At 45.4% G+C, this 16,254-nt stretch carries 10 protein-coding genes and 2 pseudogenes; all 12 read left to right on the plus strand.

Annotation, left to right across the window (positions count from 1 at the left end):
• Positions 1-156 precede the first annotated feature (156 nt).
• The 12 genes and pseudogenes from pnuC (at position 157) to HMPREF1254_RS03000 (ending at position 16,209) form a co-directional block, all read left to right on the plus strand.
• Positions 157-741 carry a nicotinamide riboside transporter PnuC gene (gene pnuC / locus HMPREF1254_RS02940; RefSeq protein WP_023057157.1) on the plus strand — a complete coding sequence of 195 codons (585 nt, stop codon included), beginning with the start codon at positions 157-159 and terminating at the stop codon, positions 739-741.
• Positions 738-1,400, plus strand: a complete 663-nt coding sequence (locus HMPREF1254_RS02945) for a thiamine diphosphokinase (RefSeq protein ID WP_023057085.1) — start codon at positions 738-740, stop codon at positions 1,398-1,400. Before pnuC ends, HMPREF1254_RS02945 begins: the two co-directional genes overlap by 4 nt.
• A gap of 844 nt (positions 1,401-2,244) precedes the next feature.
• Entirely contained in the window at positions 2,245-4,125 is a 1,881-nt protein-coding gene (locus tag HMPREF1254_RS02955) for an FAD-dependent oxidoreductase (protein WP_036890887.1), read from the plus strand.
• A gap of 18 nt (positions 4,126-4,143) precedes the next feature.
• Positions 4,144-5,337, plus strand: coding sequence for an AGE family epimerase/isomerase (locus HMPREF1254_RS02960; RefSeq protein ID WP_023057056.1), 1,194 nt, complete (start codon positions 4,144-4,146; stop codon positions 5,335-5,337).
• A gap of 8 nt (positions 5,338-5,345) precedes the next feature.
• Positions 5,346-5,618 (plus strand): annotated as a pseudogene (locus tag HMPREF1254_RS02965) (DUF4434 domain-containing protein); the annotation flags it as partial.
• Between the two features lie 73 nt (positions 5,619-5,691).
• Entirely contained in the window at positions 5,692-7,077 is a 1,386-nt protein-coding gene (locus tag HMPREF1254_RS02970; RefSeq protein ID WP_023057091.1) for an alpha amylase family protein, read from the plus strand.
• 28 nt (positions 7,078-7,105) lie between these two features.
• The gene (locus tag HMPREF1254_RS02975; protein ID WP_036878066.1) at positions 7,106-9,787 is read left to right on the plus strand and encodes a calcineurin-like phosphoesterase C-terminal domain-containing protein; all 2,682 of its coding nucleotides are present in this window, start codon (positions 7,106-7,108) and stop codon (positions 9,785-9,787) included.
• Positions 9,784-11,208: pseudogene (locus HMPREF1254_RS02980) on the plus strand (sialate O-acetylesterase); the annotation flags it as partial. The gene HMPREF1254_RS02975 and the pseudogene HMPREF1254_RS02980, both read left to right, overlap by 4 nt.
• Before the next feature lie 76 nt (positions 11,209-11,284).
• Positions 11,285-12,379 carry a DUF4434 domain-containing protein gene (locus tag HMPREF1254_RS02985; RefSeq protein WP_004348674.1) on the plus strand — a complete coding sequence of 365 codons (1,095 nt, stop codon included), beginning with the start codon at positions 11,285-11,287 and terminating at the stop codon, positions 12,377-12,379.
• A gap of 18 nt (positions 12,380-12,397) precedes the next feature.
• Positions 12,398-13,795: a sugar porter family MFS transporter gene (locus HMPREF1254_RS02990; protein ID WP_023057173.1), complete on the plus strand. Its 1,398-nt coding sequence runs from the start codon at positions 12,398-12,400 to the stop codon at positions 13,793-13,795.
• Between the two features lie 55 nt (positions 13,796-13,850).
• Positions 13,851-15,815, plus strand: coding sequence for a beta-N-acetylhexosaminidase (locus HMPREF1254_RS02995; RefSeq protein WP_036878077.1), 1,965 nt, complete (start codon positions 13,851-13,853; stop codon positions 15,813-15,815).
• Between the two features lie 43 nt (positions 15,816-15,858).
• Positions 15,859-16,209, plus strand: coding sequence for a carboxypeptidase-like regulatory domain-containing protein (locus HMPREF1254_RS03000; RefSeq protein WP_036873394.1), 351 nt, complete (start codon positions 15,859-15,861; stop codon positions 16,207-16,209).
• The last annotated feature ends 45 nt before the right edge of the window (positions 16,210-16,254 follow it).

The raw sequence follows: 16,254 nt of genomic DNA on the forward strand, positions 1-16,254 counted from the left end.
ATAAGTCGAATCTTTCCCTCTCTATAAATATGGTAATGTCTGTTAACTCCTTGCATAACTCCTATTAACTCCTATTAACTCCTTACTTAATCTTCATTAACTCCTGACCTAATTCCCCATTTACTCCCTTTAACTCCCATTCTAACAAATAACAACATGACATTCGATTGGTTGGATATAGTCACTACCATTTTGGGACTTGTCTATATCTATTTGGAATATAAAGCCAGCATTTGGCTGTGGATAGTGGGCATTGTGATGCCTGCCATGGACGTGTTTTTGTATTGGAGATACGGTTTGTACGGCGATGCGGGCATGGCGGTGTATTACACATTGGCAGCCATTTACGGATATATTGCGTGGAAGTGGGGCAGCAAACTCTTCAATCAAAAAAAGCAAGAACTGCCCATTACGCACATGCCCGGCAAGCGTTATCTGCCTGTTTTCTTGTTTTTCGCCTTGGCATGGTGCGCCACTTATTATGTGTTGGTGCGCTTTACCAATAGCAATGTGCCCCTGCTTGACAGCTTCACCAATGCACTCAGCTTCGTCGGCTTATGGGCTTTGGCACGCAAGTATGTGGAGCAATGGCTCTTTTGGATTGCGGTCGACGTGGTTTGCACCGCTCTGTATGTGTACAAAGGCATTCCTTTCAAGGCAGGACTGTACGGACTTTATGTCGTTATTGCCGTGTTAGGGTACTTTAAGTGGAAGTCGATGATGAAACAAGCAACGTCATGAACTATCAGCTCATCAACTCATCAACCAATTTTGACGTGGTGGTTTTAGCGAGCGGAGATTATCCGCAGCATGCCGTTCCCACTCAAATCCTGCAGCAAGCACCACGCATCGTGTGTTGCGACAGTGCCATCGAGTTGCTGCATCCCTCGCTATATAATAAGGTGGAAGCCGTTGTTGGCGACGGTGATTCGATGTCTGATGCAGCCAAACTGCAATTTCATGACGTGCTGCATATTGAGCATGAGCAGGCAGACAACGACCTTACCAAGGCTACCCGCTATTGTGTCAGCCGCAACTACAACCGTATTGCTTATTTGGGAGCGACGGGCAAGCGCGAGGATCATACCTTGGGAAACATCTCCCTCATGCTGCGTTATTTTCAAACCTACGGTGTGCAGCCTGTCATGGTCACCGATTACGGCACGTTTGTGCCTTGCCATGGCGATTGCACCTTCGAGTCGTTTGCCAAACAGCAAGTAAGTATTTTTAATATTTCATGCCGTCGTATCGAAAGTGAGGGCTTGCGCTGGCAATCGTACGCCTATCAAAGTTGGTGGCAAGGCACGCTCAACGAGGCGCTCGCCGATGTCTTTACCCTCCATGCTGACGGCCGTTACCTGGTTTACCGAACCCACGAGGCGAAATCGGCCGTGCGATAACCCCGTGCTTCTATACAGTAGCAATGCGTACTTCTTAGCTTTCAAGCAACGACACTTGTATATGTTAACAAACCTTTTGTTTGTTAAACCGATTCTTTTTATTTGACAAAATAAAATTGCAAAATAGATAATACAAGGGGATTTTTAAGGAGTTCAAAACCTTAAAAGCATCATCTTTTACCACATTCACATACAACAAAGCGGCTATCATCATGCTTTTGCCGTCCAATATGTATGCTTTTGCCTTCCAATTGGCATGCTTTACCTGCCCAATATGTATCATATAGCAGGCTATTTTTGCATGAAATAAGGAGATTTTGTCCCAAACACATGGTCTTTTTGAGTACGTTTTAGATTCAAAAAAGACATAACCTGCTAATAATCAACTTGATAATCCAAACTCTCTCATATTTCATGTATTTCCGTGACATGAACAAGCTGCTTGAAAAAACGTTCGGCATTTGTGTTAAAAAAGACGTTGCAGCAGAAGAAAACTTAACGAAGAAATTTCTGTTTGAACTAAAAAATGCAAATTATAATTCTTCATTAAAAGAGCTGTGGTTGTAGACAGCAGTCTTCCGGTTGCACAACGTTGAACCCATTCAGCCTGTACTTTTGCTGTCTGAACGATAAACATTATAATAATAAATATATGATTAAATAAAATAACTTATTAAATAACCTACAAATAATTATTAAATATTTTATAATTAAAAAGACATATAAATATAATTATTTATTTGGTTATTCTTAAATATATATTTACCTTTGTCACGGTTCAATACGAACTGTACTTTTTTAAAATTAAACCTAACCTAATGAAAACCGTATATCTAACCGACAAATGAAAGCGAAACAATCTCATATTTTGATACTGGTTTTGTATCTCTTCTTTTTGCCCAAATCACTTTTTGGTGGCAATCTACATCCAGACGTAGTCGTTGCAGGAGGTGGTGCCAGCGGCGTATCTGCTGCTTTGCAATCAGCCCGTATGGGTATGCGTGTACTTGTGGTTGAGGAAAGTACATGGCTGGGTGGTATGTTGACAGGCGCTGGTGTTAGTGCCATCGATGGAAACTTCAATATGCCTGCTGGCATATTTGGTGAATTTAGAAATCGTCTTGCCCAACACTACGGTAGTCTTGAAGCCTTGAACACCGGGTGGGTAAGCCGAGTTCTCTTTGAGCCATCAGTAGGTAACCAGGTTTTAAACGACATGGTGGCGCAAGAGAAAAATATCGAAGTGTGGAAAGAGAGCAGTATCAGACGCATTAGCAAAAAGCAAGGCGAATGGAACTTGAAGATTAAAAAGCAAGGTAAAAGCGTGATTGTTAAAACACCAATGCTCATTGATGCTACTGAACTGGGAGATGTGGCAGCCAAGTGTGGGGTAGGCTATGATGTTGGCATGGATAGTCGCCATGATACGCAGGAGGATATTGCTTTGGAAAAAGGCAACAATGTTATTCAGGACCTTACCTATGTTGCCATCTTGAAGGATTATAAAAAGGATGTTTCCATGCGAAAGCCAAAGGGTTATGACCCTTCAGTCTTTGCCTGTTGCTGCATCAACCCGCTGTGCATATCCAGCAATGAGCCAAAAAGAATGTGGCCGGGAGACAAGATGATGAGCTATGGACAGCTTCCCAATGGCAAGATTATGCTGAATTGGCCTATCAACGGAAATGACTATTACGTCAATTTGGTGGAAATGTCTGATAAGCAACGCAGACGAGCTTTGAAGAAAGCGAAAGAACATACCTTGTGTTTTCTTTATTTTATTCAGCATGAATTAGGATTCCGTCATATAGGACTTGCCGATGACGAATATCCCACAAAAGATCTTCTGCCTTTCATTCCTTATCATCGTGAATCCAGACGAATTCATGGAGCGGTTCGGTTTACACTCAATCACATGGTGTCACCTTACAATCAAGCAGCTCCTTTGTACCGAACCAGCATCGCTGTTGGCGACTATCCAGTGGATCATCACCACATGCGCTACAAAGAAAGTCACACGCTGCCCGACATACACTTCTATCCAGTTCCGTCATTTGGGCTGCCGTTAGGGACACTCATTCCACAAGGAGTTGAGGGTTTGATAGTAGCTGAGAAATCCATATCCGTGTCTAATATCGCCAATGGTGCAACACGTTTACAGCCTGTGGTGATGCAGATAGGTCAGGCAGCCGGAGCTTTGGCGGCCCTCTCACTCAAGAAAAGAACACCTTTATCGGGCGTATCTGTGAGGGATGTTCAAGATGAGATATTGAAGGCGGGCGGATATTTGCTTCCCTATCTGGATGTTCAGAAACAGGATCCTCGATTCATCCCTTATCAACACATTGGCTCAACGGGCATATTGAAAGGGATAGGCAAAAATGTAGATTGGAAAAATGAAACATGGCTGAGGGCCGACCAACCATTAAAAGGACGCGAACTGGAAGGTATGCGTGACATTTTCCCACGATGGAAGAAAACGGGTGCCACGTTGACCGACTCGGTTATGACATTGGGAGACGCATTGCGTGTCATTCAAAGCGTAGCTGAGTCAGAGGGAATGCCCGTCAAAGCAGATTGGGAACCACTGTTAACGAAATACCATTTTAAGGCAACTGATAAGGCACACGTCATTACACGAGGTGAAATGGCCGTACTGATAGACCAAATGCTCGATCCCTTTCATTGGAAAGAAGTTGACATACGGGGAAATTTCATGAAGTAATATTTAAATCATATAGCTATGGATATAGATCAATTGAAAGAATTAGCCGACTTGTACAAAAGTGAATTGCTACAGAGAGTGGTTCCTTTTTGGCTTGATAAGTCACAAGATGAAGAGTATGGTGGATACTTCACATGCTTGGATCGCAAAGGAAATGTTTTTGACACCGACAAATTTATTTGGTTGCAGTGTCGTGAGGTGTGGTTGTTCGCCATGCTATATAACAAGGTAGAAAAAAACGAGGAATGGTTGAACTGTGCCATCCAAGGAGCAGAGTTTTTAAAAAAGCATGGACATGACGGCCAGTACAACTGGTATTTCTCGCTGGATAGGACAGGCAAACCATTGGTTGAGCCATACAACATCTTCTCGTACACGTTCGCAGCCATGGCTTTCGGACAGCTAAGTTTGGCTACAGGCAATGACGAATATGCCACCATCGCCAAGAAAACGTTCGATATCATCCTATCGAAAGTGGACAATCCCAAAGGCAAATGGAACAAGATACATCCGGGAACACGCAACATGAAAAACTTTGCACTGCCCATGATACTCTGCAACTTGGCCTTGGAGATAGAGCATCTTCTTGACGAAAACTATCTACTCGAGACCATGGAAACGTGCATCCATGAAGTGATGGACGTGTTTTACCGGCCAGAGCTTGGTGGTATCATCGTGGAAAACGTGGGTGCCGACGGCAACTTGGTAGACTGCTTCGAGGGCAGGCAGGTAACACCGGGACATGCTATAGAGGCCATGTGGTTTATCATGGACTTGGGTAAACGCCTGGACAGACCCGAACTGATAGAAAAAGCCAAGGACACCGCGCTTACCATGTTGGAGTATGGATGGGACAAGGAGTTCGGCGGCCTGTACTATTTCATGGATCGCAACGGCTGTCCTCCCCAGCAATTGGAATGGGATCAGAAGCTGTGGTGGGTACACATCGAAACCCTTATCTCTATGCTCAAGGGCTATCAGCTCACGGGAGACAAGAGGTGTATGGACTGGTTTAAGAAGGTACACGAATATACGTGGACACATTTCAGAGATGACGAGTATGCTGAATGGTACGGTTACCTCAATAGGCGCGGCGAAGTGCTGTTGCCATTGAAGGGTGGAAAATGGAAAGGATGTTTCCATGTACCAAGAGGAATGTACCAATGCTGGACCACGTTAGAAGAAATAGTCAAGGCAAACGATACCAAATAAAGCGAACCATGACAAACAGGAGAAGCTTTATCAAGCAAATAATGGGTGCCTCATCGCTTGTGCTGGGTAGCAAAATTCTGTCTTCCTATACCAAGGTGGACAGCGCTTTTGCCCAGCACGAGGACGGTGAAACTTTTGCTACGCCGCACGCCATGAAGGGTATACCTATTAAAGCTACATTTCTGGATGAGATAAGTTGGGACATTCCGCACCAAAACTGGGGCAAGAAAGAATGGGATCAAGACTTCAAGGCCATGAAAAAGATGGGCATCAACACGGTTGATAAAAAATATATCCATCTTGTTGGATGATGAGTAAATTTAATGACAATGATAAAATAATAATGGACAAAGGATGAAGCAGCAATATAGTACTATTAGCCTTTTATTATTGACACTACTGTTTTTTTTATCATGTGGCTCAAAGGACCCAATAGATTGTTGGGGACAAAACAAACATAAGGATGAACAGGAAAATAACAAAGAAACAGAAAATAAAACCGACAAACCAAGATATATCTGGATTGACGCGGCCGCGAACTTTCCCGACTTCGCCAACAGCAAAGAGGCCATAACGCGAGATTTGACCCTTGCAAAAGATGCAGGTTTCACGGATATCGTGGTAGACGTGCGACCCACATGCGGTGACGTGTTGTTCAAGACCTCAATGGTAGAACAAGTGAAATATCAATACGCATGGACATCTACAGGCTACACAAAGATAGACCGCACGGCCACGTGGGACTACTTGCAAGCGTTCATAGATGCTGCGCGAAAATTGGATTTGAAAGTTCATGCAGCTATTAACACCTTTGTGGGAGGGAACACCATGAACAACGGTACGGGCATGGTGTATCGTGACGAGAGCAAGAGGGCATGGACAACACAGATGAGTACGGCTCAGGGTATTGTCAGTATTATGGACGAGGCTGAGCCTACCAAGTTTCTAAATCCTGCCAATCCTGAAGTGCAAACTTTTCTTTGCAACTTGTTGCGCGATCTTGCGAAATATGACCTTGACGGTATTGTATTGGATCGAGGCAGATATTTGGATCTGCGTGCCGACTTCTCTGATCTTTCCCGTAAAAAATTTGAAACGTATATGGGAAGCAAAATCTCCAATTTCCCGGAAGACATCCTTCCCAAAGGCGCAAGAGAGTTATCGGGGAAATCTTCTGATTACACAAAGAAATGGTTGGAGTTTAGAGCAAAAACCATTCGCGACTTTATGGAAAAGGCACGAAACGCAGTCAAGAGCGTCAATTCAAAAATACAATTTGGCGTGTATGTCGGTGGGTGGTACACCACTTATTACACTGTGGGCGTGAATTGGGGTTCCCCTAATTTTAAAACCTCTGATTATTATAGATGGGCAACTAAAAACTATCACTCCTGCGGATACGCTGACTTGATGGATCAAATGCTTATTGGAGCATACGCCTCGCCATTACGTGTTTATGGCAATACTGAATGGACCATGCAGGGATTCTGCCAACAGGCCATGTCAAAGATAAAAGGTGCTTGCCCCAAAGTCGTGGGAGGACCCGATGTCGGTAATTGGGACACGACCAATAAAGCCACCCAAGAGCAGGAAAACCAAGCTATCGTGCAATCTGTCAAGGCATGCATGGATGCTTGTAACGGTTATTTTCTGTTCGACATGATTCATCTTAAGAAAGCCAATCAATGGAAATATGCCAAGGAAGGCATAGCTAAAGCCATCGAAAAAACAAATCAATAACAAATCAATAACAAATAATATACGACTTATGAAAAGAGCTTGTCTCACACTACTCCTATTGTGCACCACCTTACTAACTTTTGCCACGACCAAACCCAAGGTTATGTGGTTGGATTGTTCAGCCAACTTCGAGCGATTCAGCTATCCTGACTCCATCAGGTATTACGTTGGCAAATGCCACGAGGCCGGTATCACACATTTAGTATTGGACATTAAGGATAACACCGGCGAGGTACTTTACGACAGTAAGTACACATCGAGGAAAAGAACGTGGAAGGGATTTACACGTCCTGATTTTGACTTTATCAACACGTTCATCTCCGAAGCTCACAAGCGTGGCATGGTTATCTTTGCCGGCATGAACATCTTCGCCGACGGTAGCAAGGCGCACGGTCAGCTAAGAGGAGCTGTCTTTGGGAAAAACAAGAAATGGCAATCCATCAATTACGTTCCCGGAAAAGGCCTCATCCCCGTGACAGAACTAAACGGAAAAACGTCCATGTTCTTAAACCCGGCCTTGAAAGACGTGCAACGTCATGAAATCAACATCGTGAAAGAGGTAGTCAAACGTTTCAAGTTTGACGGTATCATGCTGGACCGGGCGCGCTATGATTGCATCGAATCAGACTTTTCGGAAGCATCGCGCACCTTGTTTGAAAAATACATCGGTCAAAAACTAAACAGATACCCTGAAGACATATACGAATGGAAAGCCAACGATAAAGGCACGTTCGACAGGGTTCCCGGACCGTATTATAAGAAATGGATAGAGTGGCGTGCCTCTGTCATCTATGGTTTTATAAAGGATGTCAGAACCGCCATTAAAAAAATAGATTCCCAATGTATGCTGGCCTCATATACGGGGGCATGGTATCCTACCTATTATGAGGTGGGTGTAAACTGGGCAAGCAACAAGTATGATCCTTCAAAGGATTTCCCATGGGCCACGCCTGAGTATCGTCAATATGGCTATGCAGAACTGATAGACTTCTACACCAACGGTAATTATTATAAAAATGTGACCATAGACGATTATCACAAGTCGTCAGGATTGCACAAGAACGAGACCGACAGTGAAGCCTCGTCGGGCGAATACCTCAGCGTGGAAGGCGGTTGCAAATACACAAGGCAGCTGTTGCAGGGCGCCAAGCCATTCTATGGAGGCCTATATGTAGAAGACTACCGTAAAAACCCCTTGCAGTTTCAGAATGCTGTCCGCATGAATCTCAAAGAATCTGACGGTGTCATGATTTTCGACATTGTGCACATTATCCTCTATGATTGGTGGAAAGAGCTGAAAGAGGCGTTGGACGAAGACCATGCGTCTAATCCATACGAGTTGTATGGATCGGTCACTTGCGAAGGCAAGGGCGTACCCAATGTTGTGGTAACAGATGGGAAACGCTGTGTAACGACAGACAAGAACGGCGTATATCGCATACCTAACGTAGGTGACACACGGTTCGTGTACATATCCACGCCTGCCGGATATCTCACCGAAACCAATAAGGGAATACCCCTGTTTTATCAAGAAATTGACCATCAGAAACAACAGATGGAATACAATTTCAAACTCAAGAAAAATCCCAAGGACGACTCAAAACATATCGCTATCGTAGAGGCCGACGTGCAGGCCAACTCCAAAGAACATTGGTCGAAATACGGTCCGGTAGTTGACGACTATCGCAAGTTGTTGGACTCAATCCAAGACCAAGACGCTTTTGGCCTGTCATGCGGTGACATTGGTTGGGACACGCCGTCAACATTCTTTGAGGATTACATGCAACAGGCACAGCGCATCGACCTTCCTTTTTATCGAGTGATTGGAAATCACGACATGGACTACAATGGCCGGACGCACGAAACCTCCTACCAGTCGTTTGAAACGCACTTCGGGCCATCATGCTATTCTTTCAACAAGGGCTACGCTCACTATGTCGTTATCGACAATTGCTTTTACGTTGGACGCCAATACTTCTATGTAGGATACATTGATGAGAATACGTTCAAATGGTTGGAACAAGACCTTTCCTACGTTCCCAAAGGCACCATGGTGTTTGTAGCGGCGCATATTCCTTTCAGATCTACGGTGAAAGAACAACCATTTGTTTACACCTACGAATACTTGGGAAACGAAACCATCAACGCAGAGCCGCTCTTCAAACTACTTGAAGGCTACGAATCGCATTTCCTCACAGGACACATGCATACCAATTCGAACGTCATTTTCAACAATCATCAGATGGAACACAATATCGGAGCCGTATGTGGAACATGGTGGCACGCCCCATTATGCCTTGACGGTACGCCGCAGGGATGTCAGGTCTTTGAGGTGGATGGCAAGAAGGTGAGCTGGTATTACAAGAGCACGGGCTATCCCAAGACATATCAGTTTAGAACATACGCACCTGGCACGGTGAAAGAATATCCTAAGGATATCATAGCCAATGTGTGGAATTATGATGACCAATGGAAAGTTGAATGGCTGGAAAACGGAAAACCGATGGGCGTGATGACGCAATACACCGGTCTGGACCCTGCTGCCGTCAAAATGGTTAAGGACAATCGAAAGACCATGGAAAGCTGGATTTCGACCCTGCCCACCAAACACATGTTCCGCGCCACGCCTCGCCATGCCAAATCTAAATTGGCCGTGCGTGTGACCGACCGTTTCGGAAATGTTTACCAAGAAGAAATAACACGAAAATGAAACACTTCTTTTTATCTTGTGCCGCACTCCTTGTGGCTTGTGTAACACCGAGCACCACTATTGCCAAGGTGACCTTGACTTCAATATGGGGAAACAACATGGTGCTACAACAACAGGCGGATGTCAGGTTCACGGGCACTGCCAAGAAAAACAGTAAAATAACGATTAAAGCATCGTGGAGTGACAAACGCATTATGACAATAAGCGACGGTGACGGCCGTTGGCAAGCCACGCTGCATACCACCACGGCAGGAGGTCCATACTCCATCACATTCTCTGACGGTGAGGCGTTAACCCTGAGAAATATCCTCCTTGGCGAGGTTTGGTTCTGCTCTGGACAGTCCAACATGGAAATGCCCGTACGCGGATTCAAGGGTCAACCGGTTTATGGTTGCCAGCCTTATATTGTGTCGGCAAATCCACGTAGGCAACTGCGACTCTACACCGTTCAGCGCGATTGGAGCACCACACCCAAGACCGAGGGTGTGAAAGGACAATGGATGGAATTGTCATCGCAGGCGGTAGGCGACTTCAGCGCAACGGCCTATTTCTTCGGAGATTTGTTACAACGTTCCATCAATGTGCCGGTAGGATTGATTCACAGCTCGTGGAGTGCATCCAAAATCGAGGCATGGATGAGTCGACAGACTCTACAACAATTCAGTGAGGTAAAATTGCCTGATGTCAACCAGTCCAAGTTTGGATGGGAGGCTGGTACACCCACATTGTTGTGGAATGCCATGGTAAACCCTTGGAAAGGTTTTCCCGTACGAGGTGTGATATGGTATCAAGGTGAGGCCAACGTTTCCAGTCCAGCCCTATACAAACGCCTTTTCCCGGCTATGGTGAAACAATGGAGAACCTTTTTTGAAAACAACGACATGCCCATCTATTACGTGCAGATTGCACCCTATCAGGCTGGCGGCAAGGATAAACTCGAATGGGCATGGTTTCGCCAGTGCCAATTGGAGCTGATGAGCGAGGTGCCCAACGTGGGTATGGTAACCACAACCGATGCAGGAAGTGAGCTGTTCATACACCCACCATATAAAATAAAGGTGGGCGAGCGACTTGCCTATTGGGCGTTGGCAAAGACATACGGTCGCAGTGGTTTCCTTTATTCTGGACCGATTTACAAATCGTGTACGCTTAAGGATGGCGTTGTGGAAGTTACATTTGAGCACGGACAAGAGGGTATGATTCCTGAAAATCAAGAAATATGTGGCTTCGAGCTTGTTGACGCAAGTGGAAAAATACATCCTGCCAATGCAAGAATCATCAATAGTACTGCCAAAGTTAAAGTGTGGAACGACTCTGTGAAGCAGCCTACTGAGGTACGTTATTGTTTCCGCAACTATATGCAGGCTGATTTGTGCAACAATGCAGGACTTCCAGCTTCTCCTTTCAGAGCTGAAATAAAATAATCCGAAATCAAGGTGCCAGAGGTTCGGCATCATTCATTAACTTTACCTTATATTCATAAAAAATCAAATAACAATGGTCAATAGAAGAGAATTTATCAAAAAGACGGCACTCGCAGGAGCAGCTATAACGATGGCCCCGATAGCAAAGGGAGCCAACCAACTGACAAAAACAGAGAATCTGCTCAATACGCAAGGAAAAGGCGTTAGTGGCTCTCTCATCGTTCCGAAGAACAACGGACTGAAGATAACCGGTACTTTTTTAGATGAGATATCCCATGACATTCCTCACCAAAACTGGGGAGAAAAAGAATGGGATCAGGATTTCAAGTACATGAAGGCCATTGGCATTGATACCGTGATTGTCATTCGCTGTGGGTACCGTAAATTCATGACCTATCCCTCCGAGTATCTTGTTAAGAAGCATGGATGTTATATGCCGTCTGTCGATTTGATAGACATGTATCTCCGCCTGGCCGATCGATACGGCATGAAGTTCTACTTTGGCCTTTACGATTCTGGTCGATACTGGGACACGGGCGATATGTCTTGGGAGATTGAGGACAACAAATATGTCATCGATGAAGTGTGGAAGCGATACGGTCACCATAAGAGCTTTAAAGGATGGTACATCAGCACCGAGATTAGTAGACAGACCAAAGGTGCCATTCCCACGTTCCATGCGCTTGGCAAGCAGTGCAAGGATGTTTCGGATGGCTTGCCAGTATTTATCTCTCCATGGATTGACGGAAAGAAAGCGGTGATGGGTACACAGCAGCTCAGCAAAGCTCAAGCAGTTTCCGTGGAGGAACATGAGCGTGAATGGAACGAGATCTTCGATGGTATACACGACGTGGTTGATGCCTGTGCTTTCCAAGATGGGCACATCGACTATGATGAGTTGGATGCTTTCTTCTCAGTGAACAAAAAGTTGGCCGACAGGTATGGAATGCAATGTTGGACCAATGCCGAATCGTTCGACCGCGACATGCCCATCAGGTTCTTGCCGATTAAATTTGACAAGCTGAGAATGAAGCTGGAAGCTGCCAAGCGTTGTCATTACGACAAAGCCATTACGTTCGAATTCTCCCACTTTATGAGTCCACAGTCGGCCTACATCCAGGCACATCACCTGTACGACCGTTATAAAGAATATTTCAATATCAGGTAATCAATAGTTTTCCATATTATGAATGATTCTTCCGTAAAACTGGGATATGTGTTTTATCTGGCGCTGGCTGCGGCATTGGGCGGACTGCTCTTTGGGTATGACACGGCCGTCATATCAGGCACCATAGACCAGGTCACGAGTCAGTTTTCGCTCAACGTTTTACAGCAGGGCTGGTATGTGGGTTGCGCATTAATAGGTTCTATCATAGGCGTGGCTTTCGCCGGTTGGTTAAGTGACGAGATTGGACGCAAGCCTGCCATGTTCCTGTCCGCCATCTTGTTCACGGTCTCAGCCATCGGGTGTGCCATCACCCCTACGTTCAATTGGTTAGTGATTTATCGTATCGTGGGCGGTGTTGGTATCGGCGTGGTATCAATTGTCGCACCCATGTACATATCAGAGGTTTCCGTTTCGCAATACCGCGGCAGGATGGTGTCCCTCTACCAGTTGGCCATAACAGTTGGCTTCCTGGCTGCCTACTTGGTCAACTTCTTGCTCTTGGGTGTTTCTCAAAGCCATTCTTTCGCATCTTCACAGTTCCAACTGATATTTGTGGATGAGGTGTGGCGAGGGATGTTGGGCATGGAAACGATTCCTGCATTGTTCTTCTTCATCCTTTTGTTCTTCATTCCAGAGAGTCCGCGTTGGCTGGTCGTTCGTAACAAAAGCCATAAGGCCACCCTCATTCTTGAAAAATTCTTTTCTGAAAAGAAAGAAGTGGATGCCGTTGTCAGTGAGGTACAATCCAATCTGGCCTCGCAAGTTAAGACCGACTGGCATCAACTTCTACGTCCGGGAATCTTCACTGCTGTCGTCGTCGGAGTGTGCATCGCCATTCTCGGACAATTCATGGGTGTGAATGCCGTGTTGTATTATGGCCCTTCTATCTTCAAGGATGCAGGCATGACAGATCCTTTGTTCTGCCAAGTTCTGGTGGGCATCGTCAATTGTGTCACTACTATCCTGGCCATGAGTATTATCGACAAGGTAGGAAGAAAAAAACTTATCTATTATGGTGTGTCTGGCATGATACTGTCGTTACTGATGATTGCTTTCTATTTTGCATTCACAGAGGCGTTGAACCTTTCGGTCTATTTCATGCTTTCATTCTTTCTCTTCTATGTGTTTTGCTGCGCCATCTCTATCAGTGCGGTGGTTTGGGTACTGCTTTCCGAGATGTATCCCAACAGTGTCAGAGGCGTTGCCATGTCCATAGCCGGCTTCGCATTATGGATAGGAACCTATCTTGTGGGACAGCTCACACCATGGATGCTCACATCGCTGACACCTGCCGGTACGTTTATCTTCTTTGCTATCATGTGTCTGCCTTACATGTTCATCATGTGGAAATATATTCCGGAAACCGCCGGCATGTCATTGGAAGAAATAGAACGCTACTGGACCAAACGCAAATAACTGGTTTGTTCCAGTGAAACTCACGGATAATACCCAAATAATGTATCATAGCAACATGAAAAAGATTTTGTTACTGTTACTGTTGTCGTGCTCGCTTTCGATGCATGCTGCCAACCCTAAGCCTTTCACGATTCCCGAACTCAAGACTTGGTACGGTGGCAAAGGCTCTTTTGTGCCTACAAAAGCATCGCGCATTGTGTACACTGGCAATGACAAGCGTGTGGCAATGGCTCTCGAAGTGTTTGCTGCCGACTACCAGAAGATGTTCAACACCTCGCTGCCCATCGTGAAAGACAAGGCTCGTTTAGGTGATTTCGCATTTACCGTCAGCACCAAAAAGGGCTCCAAAACAAACGCAGGCGACGAGGCTTACAAAATTAATATCGGGCGTGTAGCCCGTGTGGAAGCTGCTACACCCCAAGGCATCCACTGGGCAACGCGTACCATTCTGCAACTGTGTAGGCAGAACGTGGGATGTACCATGCCTCGGGGCACCATCATTGACGCTCCTGCCTATCCCACCCGGGGATTCATGCTCGACTGTGGTCGAAAGTTTTTCACCATGCGTGTGCTCAGACAATATGTGCAAATGTTGTCTTATTACAAAATGAACACACTGCACATCCATCTAAATGATAATGGGCACCGCCAATTTTTCAACGACGATTTCGACAGCACGCCAACGGCGTTCAGGTTGGAATGCGACACCTATCCAGGCTTGACGGCGCGCGACGGGCACTATACTAAAGAAGAATTTAGAAGCCTGCAACGATATGCCGACAGTCTTGGGGTGGAGATTATACCCGAGATTGATTTCCCGGCACACTCGCTCGCCTTTACTCGTTACAAGCCTGAATTAGCCAGTAAGAAATACGGGAAAGACCATTTGGATTTATTCAAACCCGAAACATACACTTTCTTGGACGCGTTGCTCAAAGAGTATCTTGACGGTGACGAACCTGTTTTCAGCGGAAAATACATGCACATTGGCACCGATGAATATGCCAACGAGGACAAGCAAGTGGTGGAGAAGTTTAGGTACCTCACGGATAGATACATTAAATATGTGGAAAAATTCGGTAAGAAGGCTATGATATGGGGCCAGCAGACACATGCCAAAGGCACCACGCCCATCAAAGTAAAAGATGTCACCATGCAGATTTGGAACAACAACTACGCAAATCCTCACTCCATGGACAGCTTGGGGTACGACATCATCAGCATCCCCGACTGGCAAGTGTACATCGTACCCAAGGCTGGTTACTACCACGATTATCTTGACATCAAGAAATTATACCAGAATTGGACGCCCGCTCATATAGGCGACGTGGTGTTCCCCGAAGGTCATCGAAGCATCAAAGGTGGAATGTTTGCTGTTTGGAACGACCACATCGGCAATGGCATCAGCGCGCAAGACGTGCACTACAGGTTCTTCCCCGCTTTGCAAACGCTTTCCACTAAAACGTGGTCGGGTATAAGCACCACGTTCTCATTTGAGCAATTTGACTCTCTGCGCAAGACCTTAGATGAAGCTCCAGGACTGAACGTGGCCGGCTACTATCCACAGGGTACCATCTTGAAACGGGCGCAAGTGAACCGTGGAGACCGTATGCCCATAGACCAAGTGGGCTGGGATTACGAGGTAGCGTTCGACATTGACTACGCATCCGAGGAAAAGGGAACCATATTGTTCAGCTCCGATGATGCCACTTTCTACCTGTCAGACCCCATCAACGGACTAATCGGGTTCAGCAGGGACGGTTATCTCTACAACTTCGGCTACCAACTATTGCCAGGCGAGAAGGTCAACATGAAAATTCGAGGCGACCGCACCGAGACCTCACTGTGGGTTAACGGGCAAATGGTGAGCAGACTTAACGTGCTGAAATTAAGAAATGTGGATTACAACCAGATGCATTATTTCCGCACCTTAGTCTTTCCGTTGATGAAAGCGGGAAGCTCTTTTAAAAGCAAGGTAGCCAATCTGTTGGTAACCAGCCAACCTGATACTATTATCTAACAATCGTCGCACTAATAATTTACAAACCTAATATCTAAATTATATGGAACTTTCAAAACAATTAAAATTCTTAGAGAAAGGTCTTTTCTCGATTGTTTTGCTATCAGGTTTATCGGGAATGGCAAATGTGACAAACGCATCTACCACACAAATCTCGAAAACTGATTTTGTACAGCAATCGCAAAAGACCGTGACAGGTATCGTTCTTGACGATCGGGGCGACCCTGTCATCGGAGCAAGTGTCAGCTTGAAAGGTGAAAAAACTGGTGCCGTAACTGACATCGATGGAAAATTTACTATTCGTACAGATGGAAATGCTGTCCTGGTTGTCTCATATATAGGATTTGAGCAACAGACCGTTTCCGTCACGAATAAAAATGCTTGTGTATTATAAAATATCACCCTATATTTATCCAAAATAAAAAACATAATATTATTT

Source organism: Prevotella sp. BV3P1 (assembly GCF_000479005.1).
Classification (GTDB): Bacteria; Bacteroidota; Bacteroidia; order Bacteroidales; family Bacteroidaceae; genus Prevotella.